This window comes from Mesorhizobium sp. M8A.F.Ca.ET.208.01.1.1, from assembly GCF_004791315.1.
Taxonomy (GTDB): domain Bacteria; phylum Pseudomonadota; class Alphaproteobacteria; order Rhizobiales; family Rhizobiaceae; genus Mesorhizobium.
Genome location: NZ_SRUT01000004.1, coordinates 434,395 through 455,819, shown reverse-complemented (window position 1 = coordinate 455,819; position 21,425 = coordinate 434,395). Strand labels below are relative to the sequence as shown.

Here is a 21,425-nt window from a genome sequence, read left to right as displayed (position 1 = left end):
AGTAACATAACATAATATCCGTGAGATGGCGAGGGCGTTGGTTTGTCGGGTTAATTCTTCCTGAAGGACGGTTCTTGATTGTCGGCAACAAAATTGCCCCAAGAACAATGCGTATCGCTACTGCAGGAGCTGGAGCAACTTCTGGTAGCGGGGATGACTGCGAACAGAGGCGAAATCGGAATCGTTCTTGAACCAGAGTCTCATCTCGGCGCCAGCCTGCGGTAGCCACACTTCCAAAAGGTCGATCGAGCGTTCGAATTCTCCCAGCAACGCATAGGTACAAGCGGCGTTGTATTGGACGTTGATATCGCCAGGGTCGATTTCCAGAGACCGGCCAAGCCACTTCGCGGCCTTCTCGCGTTCACCAAGGAAGGCCAGCACGATCGCTCCCAGGCAGGCACAATTGGCGTTCTCCGGATGCAGGCGGAGTTCCTCTTCCGCTCTCTCCAATGCGATCCGCGCATAAAGCTCCGCGTCGTTCTGTTGGCCGAGAGTGCGGAAGACGTTCACCAGCATGACCGGTGCGCCGTAGTCGGTCGGTTTGATCTCCATCGCGCGCAGGAAGTACGTCGCGGCGAGCTCGAACTGGCCGCCGGTCACGCAGAACTCGGCATAGTAGCGGTTGGCCTCGTGGCAGTTGGGGTCGAGCGTCAGAGCCTGTTCGAACGCCGCCGCGGCCTCGGAACGCCGGTCGGCAAGGGACAGGGCAAAGCCCCTTGCTGAATGCGCCTCGGCCAGATTCGGGTCCAGAGCCAGGGTCTTGTCGGCGGTGGCGAGAATGTCGTCTACCTGGATCGAGGAGCCGTAGATCGACTGAAGGCGTACGTCACAGACCGCCAAGCCTGCATAGGCGCGGGCATATCCCGGATCAAGCTCGATGGCCCTGATATAGCTCTGTCTGGCCATCAGGTGGTTCGCTCTGGTCGCGATGTGGCTGTAATCGCGGCCTCGAAGATAATGCGTATAGGCTTCGACACTGTCCGTCGGTGCCAGCTCGATAGCCTTCTTCTCCTCGGGCAGGAGCCTGACCCTGAGCTGCGCCACGACCGCCTTGGCGATTTCGTCCTGCACGGCGAAGATGTCGGTGAGGTCGCGGTCGAAGCGGGCAGCCCAGACGTGTCCGTCCGTGGCGCCCTCGATCAGCTCGGCATTGATCCTGACCCGGTTTCCCGCCTTGCGGACGCTGCCCTCGACAATGTAGCCGACGCCAAGTTCCCTGACGATGCGTTCCATCTTGTCGGTCCTGCCCTTGAAGGCGAACACCGTATTGCGGCTGAGCACGAACAGGCCGGAGACGTTCGAGAGGTCGGTTATGATATCTTCCGTGATGCCGTCGCTGAAATACTGCTGGTCGGGATCATTGCTCAGATTGGCGAAGGGCAGGATCGCCACCGACGGCTTGTCCGACCGCACCAGTGGCTGGACGCTCTCGGCCGCAATATGCGTCTCGACTTGCGAAACGCCCTGGTCCCAATTGGCGAAATAGACGTGCACCGGCTGAGCAATGTTCTTGACGGTCCTGGCGCCCTGATCGGCGAAGTCGACGCCCAGCTTGTTGCCGACCTCATGGCGCACCACTTCCGAGCAGGCGATGCCGCCGGGTATTGCGAGCCCCTGCAGCCGCACCGCAAGATTGACGCCGTCGCCATGGAAATCATCACCGTCGACGATGATGTCGCCAAGGTTGATGCCAATGCGGAATTTGAAATGCCGGGCCTCGGGGATGCCGGCATTCCGCTCGGACATGCCGCGTTGGATCTCGACCGCGCAGCGCGCCGCATTGATTACGCTGCCGAACTCCACCAGGAAGCCGTCACCCATCACTTTAAAGATGCGCCCACCGTGCTTGGTGACGGTCGGATCGAAGAACTCCCGTCGATGCTGCCGAAGGAGATTGAGCGTGTGCTCCTCGTCGGCCTCCATAAGACGGCTATAGCCGACCACATCAGCCGCCAGGATCGCCGCCAGCCGACGCTCAACATGCTCCTCGGACATGTCGTCTCCTGAAATCGCAGACAATAGTTCCGTCTGAATTAGTTTTAACTGATTTACCTCCTCGGCGCCAACGTCGCTGAACGGTCGCTCGCGCCGGTTGGCGCGGCGCCAGTCGCAATCCAAGCGGTCCGGCCGTACGGTCGACGTCGTTCACGGGAATAGCAACGAACGGGGAGTGACCCAGAACATCGTTCCTCGACCTGCGCAAAACCGGCGCGCTCGGCCTGCTCCATCGCCATCTTGCCTCAAGGTTCTGATTTGTCCATGTCGTGGTTCCGGAACGAGGACACTTCCGGGCGACATGCATCAACTGGTTGTTTTCGCCGCAATTCCCCCTACATGCGGCGGCTTTCATGCCTTCAGGTCAGTGTGACTGTCGAAACGTCGTCGTGATCCAGTTCTTGCTGCAGCATGATCTTGTCCGAAAGCAGTTCCATCGCCGCGACGGTCTTGCGGGCCGCCCGTGGGCGTGGCGCTGCAACGCCAAAACTGCTATTTAGGGCAGCGAACCGCAAGCTGGCGACCAGGCACCGCCATGCGGATCGCAATGAAGGAGCGGGTGGCATCGGTGGGTACGCCGGTGCAAGGGTCGTGGAGGCTGGGGGCAATGTCAACTTCATTGCGCGTGGATCGCGCCGGTTGGCGGGCTGGCGTTTCTTTGTTCCGTGGCAAATGGCCGATCGCTTCCAATGAGCATGCCTCAATGGAGAACACATGCTCCTGGCCGAGTTTCCGCCACCTGGCTTGACTTGGCCAAGATGCGGGCTTTTGTCGTGCACAAGAAAACTCGAATACCATACTCCAGCAACAGTTGGCTCAGGATGACGTTCGATCCATGATCTGATGGCTCGGCGAAGCAGAGGGGTGAACCGGGATGATAATGGCCGACTTGATACTCGATACTTTTCAGTTCTTCCTTCTGGTGACAAGGCGAAACAGCCGTGGCGCGGCTTTGATCTTCCGGAGGGCCGTAGCGCGCATCGTGCCGGCCCTCATCGTGCTTGCCCTGGCCTCGCTGCTTTTCCCCAATCTCTCACAGTCCAAAGAGGCCGCTTTGCGCCCCGGATTTGACGCCTGGACCGGCGACTACGGCGGAATGGAAAAGAGACGTCTTATCCGAATCCTGGTCCCTTACAGCAAGACGATCTACTTCATCGACCGTGGTGAGCAACTTGGCACGGCGGTCGAGTTTGGCCAGGCGCTTGAGCGGCAGATCAACAAGAACAAGAAAAAGGAAATCGAAAAAATTCGTGTGGCCTTCGTGCCGGTGGCCCGGGACCGGCTGCTTCCCGCGCTCATCGAAGGGCGCGGAGACATTGTCGCGGCAAATCTGACGATTACCCCATCACGGCAGCAGATCGTCGACTTCACGGATCCCCTGGCGAGCGGCGTGAAAGAAATCCTGGTCACCGGCCCGGCCGCGCCGAAAATCGCCGCCATCGACGATCTCGGCGGCAAGGAAATCCGCGTTCGCGCGAGCAGCAGCTATTTCGAGCATCTGCAAAAGCTCAACAGCGACCGGCGCGCGGCGGGCCAAGCCGAGATCGGCATCGCGCCGATCGACGAAAATCTCGAGGATGAGGATCTTCTGGAGATGGTCAATGCCGGCCTGCTGCCCTGGTGCGTGGTCGACGGCCACAAGGCGCGGATCTGGTCCAGGGTCTTCGATAACATCGAACTGCACGATGACATTGCGATAGCGCAGGACGGGGAAATCGCCTGGGCGGTCCGTAAGAACAGCCCGGAACTGATGAAAAGGCTCAACGCTTTCGTCAAGCAATACAAGGTCGGGACGACCTTCGGCAACATTTTGAAGAAGCGCTACTACCAGGATGACAAGATGGTGCGTTCCGCCTACGAGCAGTCCGAGGTCGATAAATTCCAGGCTCTGCGCGACGCCTTCGAGAAATATAGCGCTGCCTACAAACTCAATGCGTTGCTGCTGGCCGCGCAGGGATACCAGGAATCGCGTTTCGACCAGAGCGAACGCAGCTCTCGGGGCGCCGTCGGCATCATGCAAATGTTGCCGTCGACTGCTGCCGATAAGGCGATAGGCATCAGCGGCATAGCGGAAAGCTCGGATCGCAATATAGAAGCGGGCGCAAAATACATGCGTTATTTGTCGGCAACCTATGTGAACGATGCCGAACTCGACCCAGTCAACAGGGCGCTGTTGACGCTTGCCGCCTACAATGCCGGGCCCGGCAACTTGCGCAAATTTCGCAGTGCCGCGAAGACGATGGGCCTCAACCCCGATCTATGGTTCGGCAATGTGGAGAACGGCGCCGCGAAGGTGGTTGGGCGCGAAACGGTTCAGTATGTCGGAAATATCTACAAATATTTTGTGGCTTATACGCTGCTCGAGGAGCAGAAAGCGCGGCGTGGCGTGAACAAGGCGCAGTCAGAGTAAATCAGCTCGTATTTCGGCATGGCTGGCCCAATGATATGGATATGCAAGAGCTGACCGACCGTTCCTACCGACATCTGCAGGCCATGAACCGACTGGGGCGACGAGGCCGCGACTTGCGCCGCCACCGATGAATAGTTTGACGGCCTGTCACCGGTCGGTCATTTTTGAAGAGAGCGACGCTCACGGCAGCGATAGCCAATACCAACGCGATCCATTGCCGCGTGAGCTCGTCTGGCCGCCACGTTGATCAGCTCGACCATGACCCGGCCTCCCGGGACGGCAGGCTCCTGATGCTGGATGGGCCTCCGCGACATGGACGCGCTGCCGCTGCGTCGGCTCATGCCGGCGGAAGCCCAGGCCCATCCGATTTGCCGGCGCCACCGCCCTTCGCAGGCTTGAGGTGGCTGCGCTTCAACCGCCACAGAAAACGAAAAAGCCGCGGCGAACCGCGGCTTTTCGATGCTTGATCCCCTGAAGGAAATTGGAGCGGGTGAAGCGATTCGAACGCTCGACCCCAACCTTGGCAAGGTTGTGCTCTACCCCTGAGCTACACCCGCTCACACGGCGTCTTGGCCGCAAGCCGGGCCTATATGGCTGAAGAGCGCGGCGATTGCAACAGGGAAATAACAGGCTTTTTTCTGCCCGGCGCCATGATGCAGGCAAGCCGCCCGTGACAAGGCTTCTCGCCGGATCTGGGGGCCGTGTTGGGCGGCGGCCCGACCATTGCCGCCTCGTCGCGGCACGCACCATCGCCGCGTGCATGGGAATAACCGGCTTTCGCGGCGGCGCGCACCAGGCTTGCGCAAAAATGATTCCGATTCCGTGGCCGATGCGATAAACGGCATGGCCGCAAACCAGCCGAAGAAGAAATCCAATGCCGAAGACCGAAGCCGAGCTTTTCGCCTTTCTCGCCGAACTGGGCATCGCCGTTTCGACGAAACGCCACCCGCCGCTCTATACGGTGGCCGATTCGCAGGCGCTGCGCGGCGAAATCGCCGGCGGACACACCAAGAACCTGTTCCTGAAGGACAAGAAGGACAATTTCTTCCTGGTCACCGTCGGCGAGGACGCGGTCGTCGATCTCAAGCAGATCCATCAGTCGATCGGCGCCGCCAGCCGGGTTTCCTTCGGCAAGCCGGAAATGCTGATGGAGCTTTTGGGCGTCACGCCGGGCGCCGTCACCGTCTTCGGCGTCATCAATGACAGGGAAAACAGGGTCAAGCTGGTGCTCGACAAGGATTTGATGGCGCATGCCGTCATCAACGCGCATCCGCTGACCAACGAAGCGACGACGTCGATCGCGGCGGCCGATCTCATCAGATTCGTCGAGGCAACCGGGCACGATGCTGCTATCTTGAAAGTCTCGGCATGATCGCCACATGGATGGCGAAGCCGATTTCCAATTGAGACATGGCGCCGAGCCGCGGGCCGGCAGCGCGACCGAAAGGGTGACGAGATGAGCGACAACAATCCGTTTGGCGGATCATTCGGAAACAATGGCGGCCAGTATGCCACCACGGTGCAGTATGGCGGAACGGCCACGGCGCCGGCGAAGGCAGCGCTTGGCGATGCGCCCGCGGGCGCCCGCGCCGGCGATGTCATCAAGGACACGACGACCGCCGCCTTCGCCGCCGACGTCATCCAGGAATCGCGCCGCCAGCCGGTGCTGGTCGATTTCTGGGCGCCGTGGTGCGGCCCTTGCAAGCAGCTCACGCCGCAGCTGGAAAAGGCGGTCAAGGCCGCTGGCGGCAAGGTCAAGCTGGTCAAGATGAACATAGACGACCATCCCTCGATCGCCGGCCAGCTCGGCATCCAGTCGATTCCGGCGGTCATCGCCTTCAAGGACGGCCAACCGGTCGACGGCTTCATGGGCGCCATTCCCGAGAGCCAGATCAACGAATTCATCACCAAGGTCGGCGGCCAGGGCAATGGCGCGCCGCCGGTGGCAGAGGCGCTGGCGGCGGCCGTGGAAGCGCGCGACGCCGGCGACATGCAGGCCGCCGCCGACATTTATGACGCCATCCTGGCGCAGGCGCCGGAGACGGTCGAGGCGATTGGCGGGCTGGGCGAGCTGCTGTTCGAAGCCGGCGACACCGCAGGCGCCGAGGCGTTGCTGGCAACGGCGCCCGAGGCCAAGAAGGACGCGCCGGCGCTCGCCGCCCTGCGCGCCAAGATGGCGCTTGCCGCGCAGGCGGCCGAACTCGGCAACCCGGCCGAATTCGAACGCCGGCTTGCAGAAAATCCCAAGGACCATCAGGCGCGTTTCGATCTGGCCATGATCCAGAACGCCAGGGGCGATCGCACCGCGGCCGCCGACAATCTGCTGGCCATCATCAAGGCCGACCGCGCCTGGAACGAGGACGGCGCCAGGACGCAGTTGCTGCAACTGTTCGAGGCTTGGGGCATGACCGACGAGGCGACGCTTGCCGCGCGCCGCAAATTGTCGGCGTTGCTGTTTTCCTGAGCCGGTTATCGGTTGTTTTGTCGCACAGGCTTGCGGCGTCGGGCCTGAGCGCCAGATAGGACAGGGCAGGGTTGACGCTTCGCAATCGAAGCGATCGGAGGAATGAGGTGCAAGCGGGAAACGCGCATTACCGGCTCGCCAAGGATTTGCCGTTGACGATCCCGATCTTTCCGCTCGAGGGCGCGCTCCTTTTGCCGGGCGGCCGCATGCCGCTCAACATCTTCGAGCCGCGCTACCTGCAGATGGTGGACGAGGCGGTCGCCGGCTCGCGTCTCATCGGCATCATCCAGCCCGGTCTCAATGGCGCATTGCGCGAGGATGGCGAGCCGGAGCTTTGCAATGTCGGCTGCATAGGTCGCATCATCGCCTTTTCAGAGACCGGCGACGGCCGCTACCTGATTTCGCTGCAGGGCGTGTGCCGGTTCCGCATCGCCCACGAGCTGACGGTCAAGACGCCGTTCCGCCAGTGCAAACCGGCACCCTTCCTGGCCGATCTCGACGAGGAGCAGGCGGCTGATGAAATCGACCGGCCTGCGTTGCTGCGGGCCTTTCGCGCCTATCTGCAGGCCAACGATCTGGAAGCCGACTGGGAAAGCGTCAGCCGGGCCGAAAACGCCATGCTGGTCAACGCGCTGTCGATGATGGCGCCCTATGGACCGGCCGAGAAGCAGGCGTTGCTGGAAGCCGCGGACCTGAAGACGCGTGCCGAGACGCTGATCGCCATCACCGAGATGACGCTGGCGCGCGAGAATGAGGATTTTGGCTCGAGCCTGCAGTAGGATGTGCCGATATTCAGCCGGCCTGACCTGAATCTCAACATATTGTCGGCGTGAAACCGGAAGAGGACCTGATGGCGGCGGATGGGCGTGACGGAAAGAAAACCAGCGTCGACCCGAAGCTGCTGGAACTGCTGGCCTGCCCGCTGACCAAGGGGCCGCTGGCCTGGGACCCCGAGCGTGGCGAGCTGGTCTCGCGGGTCGCCAAGCTCGCTTATCCCGTGCGCGACGGCATCCCGATCATGCTGCCTTCGGAGGCGCGGACCATCTCGGCCGAGGATGTGCTGTCGCCGCCGAAGCTGGGTGGGGCGGGCTGAGCGCGGGGCGCGGAGCATCATCGCTTCGTCATCCCAGGGCGGAGCAGCCGCGAAGCGGCGTCGCGGAGACCCTGGGATCCATGCCGCGACGTATGTGACGTGTGAAAGCGGGCCAAGACCAGCAGCCTTTCTCCAGGACAGGCACCATTCCGGACCGTCGCATTCCTTGGCCGATGTAGCGGCATGGATCCCCGGGTCTTCGCGACGGCGCTTCGCTCCTGCTTCGCCCGTGGATGACGAAGGCGCGTGGATCCGGTCTCGGTGCCTACTGAAAATTGCGCCCTTTGGGCATGACCCTTTCCGCCTCTTCCGACAGCATCGCAAGATCCTGTCCGTCTTTCCCTATTGCGGGTTGGCTGGAGCGGCGCGGAGGACCGGCTGCTGGCGGTGCGGCCGCACCGACCTTTTCCAGCAGCACGGTCAGCCAGGGCGTCAGATCCTCGATCTTCTCGGCGACGATATGGACGACACCTGATTCCGACTGCAGCTTCCCGGTGACCTTCACAAACCGGGCGCCCATGACGATGGGCCGGAAGCGGGTGAAGGTCCTTTCCCAGAAGATGACATTGGCGACGGCCTTGTCGTCTTCCAGCGTGAGAAAGATCGCGTTGCCCTTGCCGGGGCGCTGGCGCACCAGCACCAGGCCGGCAACGGAGACCCGCCTGCCGTCGCGCACGGAAGGCAGGCTGGCATTGGGGGTGACGCCGGCGCGGTCGAGCCGCTCGCGCAGGAAGGCGACCGGATGCGCCTTCAGCGACAGGCCGAGCGAGCGGTAATCGTGGATGACATGCTCGCCGAGCGGCATTTTCGGCAGTCTCGTCTCGGGCTCCAGCTCGCGTAGGCTGAGTGCCGGCTGGTCGAACAGCGGCAGTTTCTCGGCGGCGCTCTTGCCGTCGAGCGCGCGGACCTCCCACAGTGCCGCGCGGCGGTCGAGGCCGATGGACCGAAAGGCGTCGGCCTGCGCCAGCTTCTCGATCTCGTCGACATTGAGGCCGGAGCGCAGCCAGACATCCCGGACGGTCGAGTAGCCGGCGCCGCGCCGGGCGACGAAAGCCTCCATGCGTTCCTTGGAAAGTCCCTTGATTTGCCTGAAGCCGAGCCGCAGCGCATGGCTTGTCTCGATGACGCCGCGCATCCCGGCATGACGCGGCAGGATGCGGGCCGGGTCGAAAGGCGCCTTTTCCAAAGTGCAGTCCCAGACGGAGAAATTGGCGTCGACCTCGCGGATGTCGACGCCATGGTCGCGGGCGTCGCGCACCAGCTGCGCCGGCTGGTAGAAGCCCATCGGCTGCGAGTTCAGGATCGCGGCGCAGAACACGTCGGGATAGAAGGTCTTGAACCAGCAGGAGGCATAGACGAGCAGCGCGAAGGAGGCGGCGTGGCTCTCGGGAAAGCCATATTCGCCAAAACCCTCGATCTGCTTGAAGCAGCGCTCGGCGAAGTCCTTTTCGTAGCCTCGGCCTGTCATGCCGTCGATCATGCGCTGGCGGTAATTGCCGATGGTGCCGGTGCGCTTGAAGGTGGCCATGGCGCGGCGCAGTTCATCGGCCTCGCCCGGCCTGAAGCCGCCGGCGACGATGGCGATCTTCATCGCCTGCTCCTGGAACAGCGGCACGCCCAGCGTCTTGCCGAGTATTTTTTCCAGCTCCGGCTTGGGATATTCGGCTTTTTCCTTGCCTTGGCGGCGGCGCAGATAGGGATGCACCATATCGCCCTGGATCGGGCCTGGCCGCACGATCGCCACCTCGATGACAAGATCGTAGAATTCGCGCGGCTTCAGCCGTGGCAGCATCGACATCTGGGCGCGCGATTCGATCTGGAAGACGCCGAGCGTATCGGCGCGGCAGATCATGTCGTAGACGCGGGGATCCTCCTTGGCGATCGTATCCAAGGTCAATGGCCTGCCATAGTCGTCTCTGACGCCGTATTGGGTTTCGAGCAAGGTGAAAGCGCGCTGGAGGCAGGTCAGCATGCCGAGCGCCAGTATATCCACCTTGAGGATCTTCACCGCGTCGAGATCGTCCTTGTCCCATTCGACCATCTTGCGCTCGTCCATCGCCGTCTTGACGATGGGGACGATTTCGTCGAGCCGGTCCCTGGTGATGACGAAGCCGCCGACATGCTGGGAGAGATGGCGGGGGAAGCCCATGATCTCGTTGGCGCGTTCCATCACATGCCGCGATATGGGATCGCTGCGGTCGAGGCCGCCGGCCCTGGCTTCCTTCTCGCCGAGCTCCGAGGTCGACCAGCCCCAGATCGAGCCGGAAAGCGACGCCCGGACATCCTCCGACAGGCCCATCGCCTTCGACACTTCGCGCAGCGCCGAACGGCCGCGATAGCTGATGACGGCGGCGGCGAGCGCCGTGCGCTTGGAGCTGTATTTCGTATAGATGTACTGCATCACCTCTTCGCGCCGCTCATGCTCGAAATCGACATCGATATCCGGTGGCTCGTTGCGTTCCTCCGAGATGAAACGCTCGAAGAGCGTGTCGATCTTGTCCGGTCCCACCTCGGTGATGCCGATGCAGAAGCAGATGATCGAATTGGCGGCGGAACCACGGCCCTGGCAGAGAATGCCTTCGCCGCGGGCGAATTTGATGATGTCATGGACGGTCAGGAAATAGCGGGCGTAATTCAACCGCTCGATCAGGGCGAGTTCTTCCTGAATGCGTTTTATGACGCTGGAGGGGACACCAGCGGGAAAGCGCCGGGCCGCTCCCTCCCGGGCCAGGCGCTCCAGCTCCGCCTGCGGGCCGAGGCCCGATTCCGTCGGCTCATCGGGATAATTGTACTGAAGGTCGCCGAGCGAGAAGGTCAGCTCTTCGCCGAAACGCAGCGTCTCGGCCAGCGCCCGCGGATGCCTGCGGAACAGGCGCGCCATCTCCAGCGGCGGCTTCAGATGGCGTTCGGCATTGGCGGTCAGCTCCAGCCCTACCTCGGCGACCGGAACATTGAGGCGGATCGCGGTCAGCACATCCTGTAAGGGGCGGCGTTCGGCCGTGTGGTAGAGCACGTCGTTGGTCGCCATCAGCGGAATGCCGGTGCTTTCGGCAAACGCCGCCGACTGCTCGATCCTGAAGCGGTCATGGCCGGCATAACAGGGCGAGACGCCGAGCCGCAGGGCGCTGCCGAACCGGCCCTCGAGTTCCCGCAGCAAGGCCAGACTGTCCTGCGCGTCCTGCGCCAGATCGGGCAAGACCGCCAGCGACATCCGGTCCCCCCATTCGAGCAAGTCGCCGCGCTGGAGCAAGGTGGCGCCCTTTTCGGTCTCGTCGCGCAGATTGGCCTGGGTGAGCATGCGGCACAGATGCCCCCAGCCCGTGCGGTCCCTGGGATAGGCGAGAATGTCCGGCGTGCCGTCGCCAAAAACCAGCCGGCAGCCAGGATGATAGGCAAGCTTTTCGACCTTGGCCTGCTGCCAGGCGCGCACCACGCCGGCCACGCTGTTGCGGTCGGCGAGCCCGATCGCGGAGAAACCCATGAGCTTGGCCGCGACCACCAGTTCCTCCGGCTTGGAAGCGCCGCGCAGGAAGGAGAAATTCGACTGGATGCCGAACTCGGCATAGGGAATGACGGTCAGCGCGTTCATGCGAAGACCCCGTGCATGAACCAGCGCGGCGGGATCTGCGAGGCGCTGCCGTAAAGGCCTTGCCGGTAGAGCCAGTAGCGGCGGCCATCGGCATCCTCGATGCGGAAATAGTCTCGTGTCGATGCCGCCGGATCGCCCGGCGCCTCGCGCCACCATTCGGCGGCGATGCGCTCCGGACCCTCGGCACGGGTGACGCGGTAGAGCGCGCGGCGCCAACGAAAATGCAGCGGCGGTCCCTCCGGCATTTCGGTGGCCGGCACATCGATGGGCTCGGGCGCGCGGAACAGCCGGATTGGGCGTTCCGGCGGGAAGATGGTCATCGGCGCCTGCATCCTGTCCGGCTTCTTCGGCGGCGTGGTCCGGCGCGGCGCCTCGCTGAAGGGGACGATGGCGACGGCGCGTTCGGGCAGATGGCTTTCCACAGGCACAGGCTGGAGAACCGCGCTCTCGCCGAGGCGGGCGCGGATACGGTCGGCGAACAGGGCGATGTCGGCACCGTCGTCGGCCGCTTCACCGGTCAGATCGGTCTGCTGCGTGTCGAAAGCGGCGACAGCCAGCACCGAGAGGCGCACCAGGTCGAAGCCATAGCCGGCATCGATATGCTGCTCGAGTGCTGCCAGCCTTTCATGGAACAATTTCCGGATCAGCAAGGGTTCGCGCATCGGCCGCGAGGTGCCGAGCGCGATGCGGCTGACGGCGCCGTCGACGCGAAAGAGCAGCAGCGCCAGCGTCCGGGCGCCTTCGCCGCGGCGTTCGAGGTCGGTCTTCAAGGTCGTCGCCAGCATGCCCACCAGCCGCTCTATCTCCTCCGTCAGCGTGACGGGTTCGGCGAGATGGCGTTCGACCGAAAGCGGCGCGACGGGAAGGCGCGGCGAGATCGCTTCGTCGAGACGGCCAAGCGCCTGGTCGAGGCGCTGGAGCAGCAAGGCGCCGAAGCGGCGGGCAAGCGGCGCGCGCGGCGCGGCCATGACGGCGCCCGCCGTGCGCAGCCCGACGCTTTCCAGGCTGGCACGGGTTTCCGGCGCTATGCGAAGGGCGGCCAGCGGCAAGGGAGCAAGCAAGGCTTCCTCCTCGCCCGATAGAACGATGCGGTCGCCGCAAAAGCGTGCCGCCGCCCAGGCCGCCCCGGGCGTGCCGGCAAGCCCGGCGCGGACGTCGAAACCCTGATGCAAGAAGCGCGACAGGATTTCGTCGAGCATGGCGCGTTCGCCGCCGAACAGATGGGTGCAGCCGGTGACGTCGAGGAACAGGCCGTCGATGCTGTCCAGCGCCACCAGCGGCGTATAGCGGTCGCACCAGTCGGCAAGGCCCTCGAGCAGGCGCCGGTCGGCCTCCGGATCGGCTTCGACGATGTCGATCGACGGATGCATGGCGCGCGCATCGGCAATCCCCATGTCGCGCTTCAGGTGCAGCGCCTCAGCCCGCTCGTCGAGGGCTGAGATGCGCTGCGCGTTGCCCTGGCGGTGGCTGATCACGAGCGGTGGGTGAGATGGCGACGGATGATCCGAGGGTCGGGAACGCCAGGATTTCCCCAGACGCTGCCGCAGGATCCTTTCGGCCGCCAGATAGGGAAACCACAGGGACAGGATTCTCTGCCCGCTCCCGTCTTTCCTCGCCCCTTCTTTCGTCGAATACGCGTTCATCGGGGTTCCACTCCAGTATGAATTGTCCAGGCAGGGCCGTGCGGCTCTTGCCGATGCTGATGGTGAAGGCGGGGTGGCCGATCGAACCGGCGAGCGGCCCGGCGACCGTGGCGCGCGGCACGGCCGGCGCCGACGCGGCGATGAGGCGGATAGGCGCCGCCGTCGGTTCCGGCTCGGCCGCCTGCCGCAGCAGGAACACCGGCCGGCCGGCACCTTGCGCCCGCGCATGCAGGCGGCGTGTCGCGGTCAGGTCCAACCGCTGCGGATTGCCGCGGATTTCCAGAATGACGGTGGCAAGCGCCGTCATGCGTGCCGCCTCCTCGGCGATCCACAGCGCATCGACAAGCCTGGGCGCCTCGGAAAACAGCAATTGCCCGGGCTCGATGCCGAAGGCGGCATGCAGCCCCCTGGCATAGGGAAAGCCGGCCTCGTGGAAAATTTCCGATGTCCCGATCCATAAGATTGGCAGCCCCTGCGCCTGGTTGAGGATCAGGCTGACGAGCGACAGGGCGAAGCCGGCCACGGCTCCCGCATCGCGGGTTTCCAGGCCATGGATTTCGGTCAGGGCGGCTTTCGGCAGGCCGCCGCCGAGCGCGGCATCGAGCCGCTCGACACCGATGGGCAGAAAGGCATCCGGCAAGGCCGCGGCAAGCCCGCGCCGGACAATCGTCAGATCGTTGCCAGTGCCGGTGCCGGCATCAAGGGGCGCCGCCGCCGGCGCCTGCAGGCGCTCGGGCAGCGTTCCCTCGATCTTCGCGATCTGGCGGCGCAGGGCAAAAACAGTCTCCCGCGCCACGGCGGTCATCGCCATGACGGTCAGCTTCCACTCACAATTGTTCCTGTTATGTTCCTATTGATTCCAGAGGGCGCTGGAAGAGTCAAGCAGAGTCATAAGGAATTTATTCCTCTCCCGGCGCGACGCCGGCGTATAGGCGTCATTTGCCTCGACCGGTGCGAACACCTATATGCCGGGATTAAAGGACAAAGCATGGCCCGCATCTACAAGACCCGCACCTGGCATGGCGAACTTGCGCCCTCGATGGAAGAATTGGAGTTCCTGGCCCTGGAGGCCTACGCCCATCTGCCGGAGGATTTTCGCAAGCTGACCGGCGAGATCGTCATCCAGATCGCCGAATTCCCGACCGACGAGATCATGGACGATTTGTCGTTGGAGACGCCGTTCGACCTGCTCGGCCTGTTCGAGGGGCGCGGCATCGCCGAACGCTGGAACCCGCAAACCGGGGAAGGCCCCAACCGCATCACGCTCTATCGCCGCGCCATGCTCGACTACTGGGCCGAGAACGAGGAATCGCTAGGCGACATCGTCACCCACGTGCTGATCCACGAGATCGGCCACCATTTCGGCCTGTCGGACGATGATATGGAGAAAATCGAAGAGGCTGCTGAATAGGCTGTGCCTTCGTCATCCTAGGGTCTGCGCCCCGTCGCTTCGCTCCTTGCTTCGCCCTAGGATGACGAAGAGAGAGGGCCGCGGCGCTTTCCCCTACCAGTCGCTGAGCTTGGTATCCGGCCCGTATTCCTGGCCGTCGACATCCTTCACCACGGCCTGGCCGCAGCGCATGGTCTTGGCTTTCTTGTCATAGGCATAGGTCGGCGAGCCGAACAGGTGCCAGCCCTTGTTCAGCGCCGCCGTCACCTTGTGGCAGAAGCTGGCGTCGTCCGGGGCGGTGAGAAAGCGGTAGAGTTTCATCGTCCAATTCCTGTCGTGTATCCCAAGTCGGCGAATATCATGCCCCGATGGCGGCCGCCTTCGCCAGCAGTTTTTCGGCCTGCGCCAGGTGCAGCCGCTCGACCATCCTGCCATTCAGCGCGATGACGCCCTTGCCGCTGTTTTGCGCCAGCGCGAAGGCATCCTTCACCGCGCGCGCCTCGGCCAGAGCCTGCGCCGACGGGGCAAAGGCGCGGTTGGCGGCCTCGATCTGCGATGGATGGATCAGCGTCTTGCCGTCAAAGCCCATGGCGGCGGCCTGCGTGCATTCGCGGGCGAACGCGTCCAGGTCGCGAAAATCGTTGAACACCCCATCGAGCATGTCGAGGCCGCCGGCGCGTGCCGCCAGCAGCATCTGCATCAGCCATGGCAGGAGATAGGCGCGGTCGGGCGTCGCCTGGACGCCGGTATCCTTGATCAGATCATTCGTTCCGGCAATGAAACAATCCAGCCGCGAGGCGGGGTCGCGGCCGAGCTCGGCGATGGCGCCGATGTTGAGCATGGCCTTGGGCGTCTCGATCATCGCCCATAGTTTCACGCTGTCGGGAGCAAAATTATCGTCCAGCACATCGCCGACCTCGAGCACGTCGCGCGGCGTGTCGACCTTGGGCAGCAGGATGCCGTCCGGTTCCGCCTTGGCCACGGCGGCAAGGTCGTCGGCGCCCCATTCGCTGGATAACGCATTGACACGCACCACCATCTCGCAGCGCCGGCCATTGTGGTCGGCACCAGGGCGATTGGCGAAAATGCCGGCCAGTTTTTCGCGCGCGGCGATCTTGTCGGCGGGGGCGACGGCGTCCTCCAGATCGATGATGACGGCGTCACAGGCAAGCTGCGCGATCTTGGCCAGCGCCTTGTCGTTGGAGGCCGGGATATAGAGCACTGAGCTGCGCGGACGGTAGGTTTCGGTCATGCCTGTTCTATGCCGGTTGCGGCGGGTGGAGGCAAGCGGCCTTCCTCTCCCCCGTCGATCGGGGGAGAGGTGTCGAGCGAAGCTCGACGGAGTGGGGGTCGACCTTTGGGCGCAAGGCGATGCGATGCTTGCGCCCGGTGCCCTTTCCTATGTCCGTTTGCGGCGGTTGCCAGGTGGTTCCCCCACTCCGTCTCGGCTTCGCCGAGCCACCTCTCCCCCCTCCGGAGGGAGAGGAAAGGAGCCTGGCTGGGGTACGCCAACGCGTCCGCAAAGAATGGCGGGCAGCGCACCAGCCCTGCACGAAAACTGCACACGCCTGCCGAAAACCTCCTCGTATCTGCCCCGCCAACTTCATGCCGGCCCGCCACAAGGCGGCATGCAAAAGCGAGCAAAACCCCGTTGGTCCCTGCCCCACAGGCTGCGCAGCGAAGGCTGGTGGCTGGCCGATCCACCACGTGCGACGGCAACCCTCATCCCTTTCGTCCGCAGACGCCCTCCGACGGCCCGACTGGAAGCCATGGGGACGATCAGGTCATGACAGTGTTGCTCACCTCGGCGCCAAGCTATTGCAGCCGCTTCGGCGTTGCCCTGCTGTTGGTCGCGATCGCCGATTTCCTGTTCTACGGCCAGCCCGCCGGCATCACGGTTCTCCTGTTCGCCATCCTGATTGCCGCGGCGGTGGTGGCCGTGCATCCCGCCGCGTTCAACGATGGCAAGGTGTGGCTCAAGTCAGCCGCCTTGCTTGTCGCGCTGCTGCCGCTGGCCGAGACTGTCAGCCCCTTGTCCGTCTCGATCGCGCTCGCGGCCCTGGTGGCGTTCGCGCTTTCGCTGAGTGGCCGGCTGCGGCACCGCATGGCGCGCATTACCGGCCAGGTCGTGCTGTTCGGGCTGGCGGCGCCGGTGCGGTTCCTCGGCGATTTTCTCCAATGGCGAAGGGTGGCGCGGCGGTTCGGCGGGCATCGCATAAGGCTGGCGGCGATCGCGGTCTGGGTGATGCCGCTGACGCTGGGCGCCGTCTTCGTCGCCCTGTTCGGGGCCGCCAACCCGGTCATCGAATACTGGCTGTCGCTGATCGATCTCATCAAGCTGCTCGACCTGATCCAGCTGACGCGGATTGCCTTCTGGCTGTTCGTGCTTGCCGGCGTCTGGGCCTTTCTGCGGCCGCGCCTGCCGCGATTCCGGCGGCGTATTTTCCGGCCAGATCATCCCCCTGCCGATGCCCAGCCGGCGGCTGGCCCGGACAGGCATGTTGTCGAGGACATCGTCTTCGGCAAGGCGGCTATCCTTCGAGCGCTCGTTGTCTTCAACATCCTGTTCGCGATGCAGAGCGGGCTCGACGCCACCTATCTGTGGGGCGGGGTCGCGCTTCCCGATGGCTTGAGCTACGCCGCTTACGCGCATCGCGGCGCCTATCCGCTTGTTGTCACCGCGCTGCTTGCCGCCGGTTTTGTCCTTGCGGCGCTGAGGCCCGGCAGCGAGGCATCGAACGATCCGCTTATCCGCCGCCTGGTCTATGCCTGGGTAGCGCAGAACATCATGCTGGTCGCCTCGTCGATCCTGCGGCTCGACCTCTATGTCGGCATCTATGCGCTGACCTACTGGCGCGTCGCCGCTTTCGCCTGGATGGGGCTGGTGGCGGCCGGGCTTGCGCTGATCATCGCCCGCATCGCGCTCGAAAAATCCAACGAATGGCTGCTCTCCGCCAATCTTCTGACGTTATCCCTGGCGCTTTATGCCTGCTGTTTCATCAACTTCGCCGCGCTGATCGCCAATTACAATGTCGCCCATTCCCTTGACATGACCGGCCAGGGCATTCCCCTCGACGCCTGGTATCTGCGCTCGCTCGGCCCGGGCGCGTTTCCGGCGCTCGACCGCTTCTACGATCGTCAGGGCAAGACGGCCGATGCCGGCGCCGTCGGCGAACTGGCAAGGTTGCGCGGTGTCGATGAAGGCTGGTATCGCAGCATGCAGGAAAACTGGCGGAGCTGGAGCTTTCGCGACTGGCGCCTGCTTCGCTATCTCGACAGCAGGCAGCCGATCATTGTTCCTGGTGTCGCAGAACCCGTGCCGGATCGCTGAGCCATGCCGCATCACATCCTCGTCGCCGACGACGACCCGCATATCCGCGAAGTGATCTGCTTCGCGCTGGAAAAGGCCGGCATGAAAACGGCTGCCGTGGCCGACGGCGCCGCCGCCCTGCAGGCGATCGAACGGCGCACGCCCGACCTTGTCGTGCTCGACATCGGCATGCCTGAGATGGACGGGCTGGAGGTCTGCCGGCTGCTGCGCCACACATCAGACGTGCCGGTGCTGTTCCTGTCCGCGCGAGATGAGGAGATCGACCGGATCCTTGGGCTCGAAATGGGTGGCGACGATTACGTCACCAAACCGTTCAGCCCGCGCGAGCTGGTCGCCCGCGTCAACGTCATCCTGCGGCGCGCCCGCCCCGTCGCGCCCGAACCCGCCGACGACAGGCAGTTCGCGCAGGGCAAGCTCACCTTGGCGCCGGCCAGCCACGCGGCCGCCTTCGACGGCAAGCCGCTGGCCCTGACGGGGATCGAGTTCTCGATCCTGAAAGGGTTTCTGGCGCGGCCCACCCATGTGCTCGACCGTGAGGCGGTGATGGCCAGTGCCTATGCGGGCAAGATCCATGTCGCCGACCGCACCGTCGACAGCCATATCCGCAACATCCGCGCCAAGTTGGCGGCGGTGGGTTGCCCGGAGGTCATCGAGACGGTGCATGGCGTCGGCTTCCGGCTCGGCCGATGCGGCTGACGACGTCAAGCAAATGGATTGGCAGCAAGTGGATCGGCCGCAAATGGCGGCCTCGTCTCGCCACGGTCGTCGTTGCCATCCTGATCTTGGTGATGGCGCTGCCGCTGGTCGGCCTGTTCTTCTTCCGCCTCTATGAGAACCAGCTGATCCGCCAGACCGAGGCGGAGCTGATCGCGCAGGGTGCCGCCATCGCCGCCATCTATGCGCAGGAGGTGCGCGACGCCGGCATTTTGCCGGAAAAGCTCGGCGCGCCGATGCCTGGGGCCAATGGCGGCGCGAGCCGAAGCGCCAATCCCGAATCGCCCTATCGGCCGATCGAGCCGCAGCTCGATCTCGCCTCGGATTACGTGCTTGCGACCCGGCCTGCCGGGATGCCCGCCACGGCCGATCCCGCTTTCGCCGCGATCGGCGCGCGCCTGACCGGCATTCTCGATGCGACGCAGAAGACCACGCTGGCCGGTTTCCGGCTGCTCGATCCCGCAGGTGTCGTCATTGCCGGGCGCGACGAAATCGGGCAGTCGCTTGCCGGGGTCGAGGAGGTGCGTGCCGCACTTGCCGGGCGCTATGCCAGCGCGCTCCGGCTGCGCATCCCCAACCAGCCGGCGCCGCCGCTCTATTCGGTCAGCCGCGGCACCAAGGTGCGCGTCTTCGTCGCCCTGCCGGTTGCCGTCAACGGCAAGGTCGCCGGCGTGGTCTATGTCTCGCGGACGCCCAACAACATCATAAAACATCTCTATGGCGAACGAGGCAAGGTGACGGCGGCGGCGATCGCCATCCTCGGCGGCACGCTGCTCATCGGCCTCGTCTTCCTGCGCACTGTCAGCCGGCCGATCTACGCGCTGATCGACCGCACCCAGCGCATCGCCGCCGGCGAGCGCGACGCGATCCGGCCGCTCGATCATCACGGCACGCGCGAAATGGCCGAACTGTCCGCCGCGTTTCTCGACATGGCGGAGAAACTGCAGGCGCGATCGGATAGCATCCAGACCTTCGCCACCCACGTCTCGCATGAACTCAAATCGCCGCTGACGGCGATCCAGGGCGCGGCCGAACTGCTGCGCGATTCCGGCTCGGCGATGGACGATGACGAGCGGCGGCGCTTCTCCAACAATATCGTCACCGATGCCGGGCGGCTCAACCTGCTGGTCCGGCGGCTGCTCGACCTGGCGCGGGCCGAAAACCTCGCGCCCAGCGGCGAAAGCACCTCGGTCAGGTCGGCGCTGGCGCTGCTTCCCGTCGACACCAGGCTGGCGGTTGGCGTCGAGGCCGGCGGCGATCTGGCCTTGCGCATCTCGGCCGAGAACGGAGCAATCGTGCTTGGCAATCTCATCGACAACTCGGCCAGGCACGGCGCGACGCTGGTTTCGATCACTGCCGCAAGCGCCGGCGGCAAGGCGACGGTGTTGGTCAGCGACGACGGCGCCGGCATTTCGCCAAGCAACCAGGCGCGCATCTTCGAGCCGTTCTTCACCACGCGGCGCTCTACCGGCGGCACCGGCATGGGCCTCGGCATCGTGCTGGCCCTCCTGAAAGCGCATGATGGTACGATCAGGTTGGTTGACTCCGAGCGCGGCACGCGCTTCGAGATCACTTTGCCGGTCGCGTAGAGTGTGGACGGCGGATCGGAGAAAAAAGTGCGCTACGACATCGTCATCATCGGCGGAGCCATCGTCGGCTCCTCGGTCGCCTACTATCTGCGCGAGGAAGGGTTTTCCGGCTCGATCGCGCTGATCGAGCGCGACCCGCAATTCGCCCATGCGGCGACGACGCTATCCATGGCCTCGATCCGCCAGCAATTCTCGATTTCGGAAAACATCCGCCTGTCGCAATTCACGCTGAAACTGTTCCGGCGGCTGAAGGAAGAATTCGGCACTGACGCCGATATCGGTTTTCGCGAGGGCGGCTATCTCATCCTTGCCGGCGAGGCCGGGCTGCCGATCCTCAGGGCCAACCACGAGGCGCAGGTCGCCGAAGGCGCCGACATACTGCTCGAGGACGCCGACCAGCTGACGCGCCGCTTCCCTTGGCTGTCGGCGGAAGGCATCACCGCCGGCGCCTATGGCCGCACCGGCGAAGGCTGGTTCGACGCGCATGCGATGCTGACGCTGTTCCGCAAGGCGCTGCGGCAGAAGAAGATCGACTTCATCAGCGCTTCGGTCACCGGTATCGAGCGGCAGGGCGACCGCGTCACCGGCGTCAGCCTCGATAATGGCGACCGGATCGAGGCCGGCACCGTCATCAACGCCGCCGGGCCGAACGCCGGCAAGGTCGCCGCCCTTGCCGGGCTGGCGCTGCCGGTCGAGCCGCGCAAGCGCAACGTCTTCGTCTTCGAGGCGCGCGAGAAATATGCCGACATGCCGCTGCTGGTCGATCCCTCGGGCATCTATGTCAGGCCGGAAGGCTCGGTCTACCTGACCGGCGGCGCCGAACCGGAAGAGGGCGACGGCCCGGCCGATCCCGGCGATTTCGACGTCGACTGGCCGCTGTTCGAAGAGGTGATCTGGCCGGTGCTGGCAACCCGCATCCCGGCCTTCGAGGCGATCAAGCCGACGCGTGCCTGGGCCGGGCATTATGACTATAACACGCTCGACCAGAACGCGGTGATCGGCCCGCACCCCGAGGTGACGAATTTCCTCTTCGCCAACGGATTTTCCGGCCACGGCCTGCAGCAAGCGCCGGCGGTCGGCAAGGCACTGGCGGAACTGATCGCGCATGGCGGCTACCGGACGATCGATTGCTCGGCGTTTGGCTACGAACGGGTGGCCGAGGGCCGGGCGTTCCGGGAATTGAATGTGATTTGAGGCGCCTGGCCTG

The 21,425-nt window shown here is 64.3% G+C and carries 16 protein-coding genes and 1 tRNA gene; 10 read left to right on the top strand and 7 right to left on the bottom strand.

Going from position 1 to position 21,425, the window contains the following annotated elements:
* Positions 1-117: 117 nt before the first annotated feature.
* The gene (locus tag EN851_RS21825) at positions 118-1,995 is read right to left on the bottom strand and encodes an adenylate/guanylate cyclase domain-containing protein (RefSeq protein WP_135930034.1); all 1,878 of its coding nucleotides are present in this window, start codon (positions 1,993-1,995) and stop codon (positions 118-120) included.
* A gap of 982 nt (positions 1,996-2,977) precedes the next feature.
* On the opposite strand from EN851_RS21825, the gene EN851_RS21815 reads away from it, so the two are divergent.
* Positions 2,978-4,405 carry a lytic transglycosylase F gene (locus tag EN851_RS21815; RefSeq protein WP_245520786.1) on the top strand — a complete coding sequence of 476 codons (1,428 nt, stop codon included), beginning with the start codon at positions 2,978-2,980 and terminating at the stop codon, positions 4,403-4,405.
* Between the two features lie 482 nt (positions 4,406-4,887).
* Here the strand turns inward: EN851_RS21815 and EN851_RS21810 are convergent.
* Positions 4,888-4,962 (bottom strand) — tRNA-Gly (locus EN851_RS21810).
* A 317-nt stretch (positions 4,963-5,279) separates the two neighbouring features.
* Between EN851_RS21810 and EN851_RS21805 the strand changes: the two genes are divergently transcribed.
* The 4 genes from EN851_RS21805 (at position 5,280) to EN851_RS21790 (ending at position 7,962) form a co-directional block, all read left to right on the top strand.
* On the top strand, positions 5,280-5,777 hold the full coding sequence (locus tag EN851_RS21805; RefSeq protein ID WP_127281199.1) for a prolyl-tRNA synthetase associated domain-containing protein: 498 nt from the start codon (positions 5,280-5,282) through the stop codon (positions 5,775-5,777).
* 84 nt (positions 5,778-5,861) lie between these two features.
* Positions 5,862-6,869: a thioredoxin gene (gene trxA / locus EN851_RS21800; protein ID WP_135930031.1), complete on the top strand. Its 1,008-nt coding sequence runs from the start codon at positions 5,862-5,864 to the stop codon at positions 6,867-6,869.
* Between the two features lie 107 nt (positions 6,870-6,976).
* Positions 6,977-7,648, top strand: coding sequence for an LON peptidase substrate-binding domain-containing protein (locus EN851_RS21795; protein WP_127281055.1), 672 nt, complete (start codon positions 6,977-6,979; stop codon positions 7,646-7,648).
* A gap of 71 nt (positions 7,649-7,719) precedes the next feature.
* Positions 7,720-7,962 carry a Trm112 family protein gene (locus EN851_RS21790; protein ID WP_127281057.1) on the top strand — a complete coding sequence of 81 codons (243 nt, stop codon included), beginning with the start codon at positions 7,720-7,722 and terminating at the stop codon, positions 7,960-7,962.
* Positions 7,963-8,227: 265 nt separating this feature from the next.
* Here the strand turns inward: EN851_RS21790 and EN851_RS21785 are convergent, their stop codons facing one another.
* Genes EN851_RS21785 through EN851_RS37275 form a run of 3 tightly spaced genes read right to left on the bottom strand, consistent with a single transcriptional unit; the run spans position 8,228 to position 14,005 of the window.
* Positions 8,228-11,551, bottom strand: coding sequence for an error-prone DNA polymerase (locus tag EN851_RS21785; protein WP_135930030.1), 3,324 nt, complete (start codon positions 11,549-11,551; stop codon positions 8,228-8,230).
* Positions 11,548-13,026 carry a DUF6504 family protein gene (locus tag EN851_RS21780; protein ID WP_135930029.1) on the bottom strand — a complete coding sequence of 493 codons (1,479 nt, stop codon included), beginning with the start codon at positions 13,024-13,026 and terminating at the stop codon, positions 11,548-11,550. Before EN851_RS21780 ends, EN851_RS21785 begins: the two co-directional genes overlap by 4 nt.
* On the bottom strand, positions 12,968-14,005 hold the full coding sequence (locus tag EN851_RS37275) for a hypothetical protein (RefSeq protein ID WP_135930028.1): 1,038 nt from the start codon (positions 14,003-14,005) through the stop codon (positions 12,968-12,970). The genes EN851_RS21780 and EN851_RS37275 overlap by 59 nt, the downstream gene beginning before the upstream one ends.
* A gap of 177 nt (positions 14,006-14,182) precedes the next feature.
* Here EN851_RS37275 and EN851_RS21770 point away from each other — a divergent pair, with 177 nt between their 5' ends.
* Positions 14,183-14,605, top strand: coding sequence for a metallopeptidase family protein (locus tag EN851_RS21770; RefSeq protein WP_127280999.1), 423 nt, complete (start codon positions 14,183-14,185; stop codon positions 14,603-14,605).
* 93 nt (positions 14,606-14,698) lie between these two features.
* Here EN851_RS21770 and EN851_RS21765 read toward each other — a convergent pair whose 3' ends face one another.
* Together EN851_RS21765 and EN851_RS21760 are read right to left on the bottom strand one after the other, a co-directional pair.
* Entirely contained in the window at positions 14,699-14,905 is a 207-nt protein-coding gene (locus tag EN851_RS21765; RefSeq protein ID WP_027145959.1) for a DUF1737 domain-containing protein, read from the bottom strand.
* Positions 14,906-14,942: 37 nt separating this feature from the next.
* Complete coding sequence (locus tag EN851_RS21760; RefSeq protein WP_135930027.1) at positions 14,943-15,836, bottom strand: CoA ester lyase; 894 nt, start codon at positions 15,834-15,836, stop codon at positions 14,943-14,945.
* Between the two features lie 534 nt (positions 15,837-16,370).
* Between EN851_RS21760 and EN851_RS21745 the strand changes: the two genes are divergently transcribed.
* The 4 genes from EN851_RS21745 to EN851_RS21730 are packed head-to-tail and all read left to right on the top strand — an operon-like array spanning position 16,371 to position 21,412.
* On the top strand, positions 16,371-17,915 hold the full coding sequence (locus EN851_RS21745; RefSeq protein ID WP_135930025.1) for a DUF4173 domain-containing protein: 1,545 nt from the start codon (positions 16,371-16,373) through the stop codon (positions 17,913-17,915).
* Positions 17,916-17,918: 3 nt separating this feature from the next.
* Positions 17,919-18,611 (top strand): response regulator transcription factor, encoded by a 693-nt coding sequence (locus tag EN851_RS21740; RefSeq protein ID WP_135930024.1) that lies wholly within the window; start codon positions 17,919-17,921, stop codon positions 18,609-18,611.
* Complete coding sequence (locus tag EN851_RS21735; RefSeq protein ID WP_135930023.1) at positions 18,602-20,218, top strand: ATP-binding protein; 1,617 nt, start codon at positions 18,602-18,604, stop codon at positions 20,216-20,218. The genes EN851_RS21740 and EN851_RS21735 overlap by 10 nt, the downstream gene beginning before the upstream one ends.
* 27 nt (positions 20,219-20,245) lie before the next feature.
* Positions 20,246-21,412 carry an FAD-binding oxidoreductase gene (locus tag EN851_RS21730; RefSeq protein WP_135930022.1) on the top strand — a complete coding sequence of 389 codons (1,167 nt, stop codon included), beginning with the start codon at positions 20,246-20,248 and terminating at the stop codon, positions 21,410-21,412.
* The last annotated feature ends 13 nt before the right edge of the window (positions 21,413-21,425 follow it).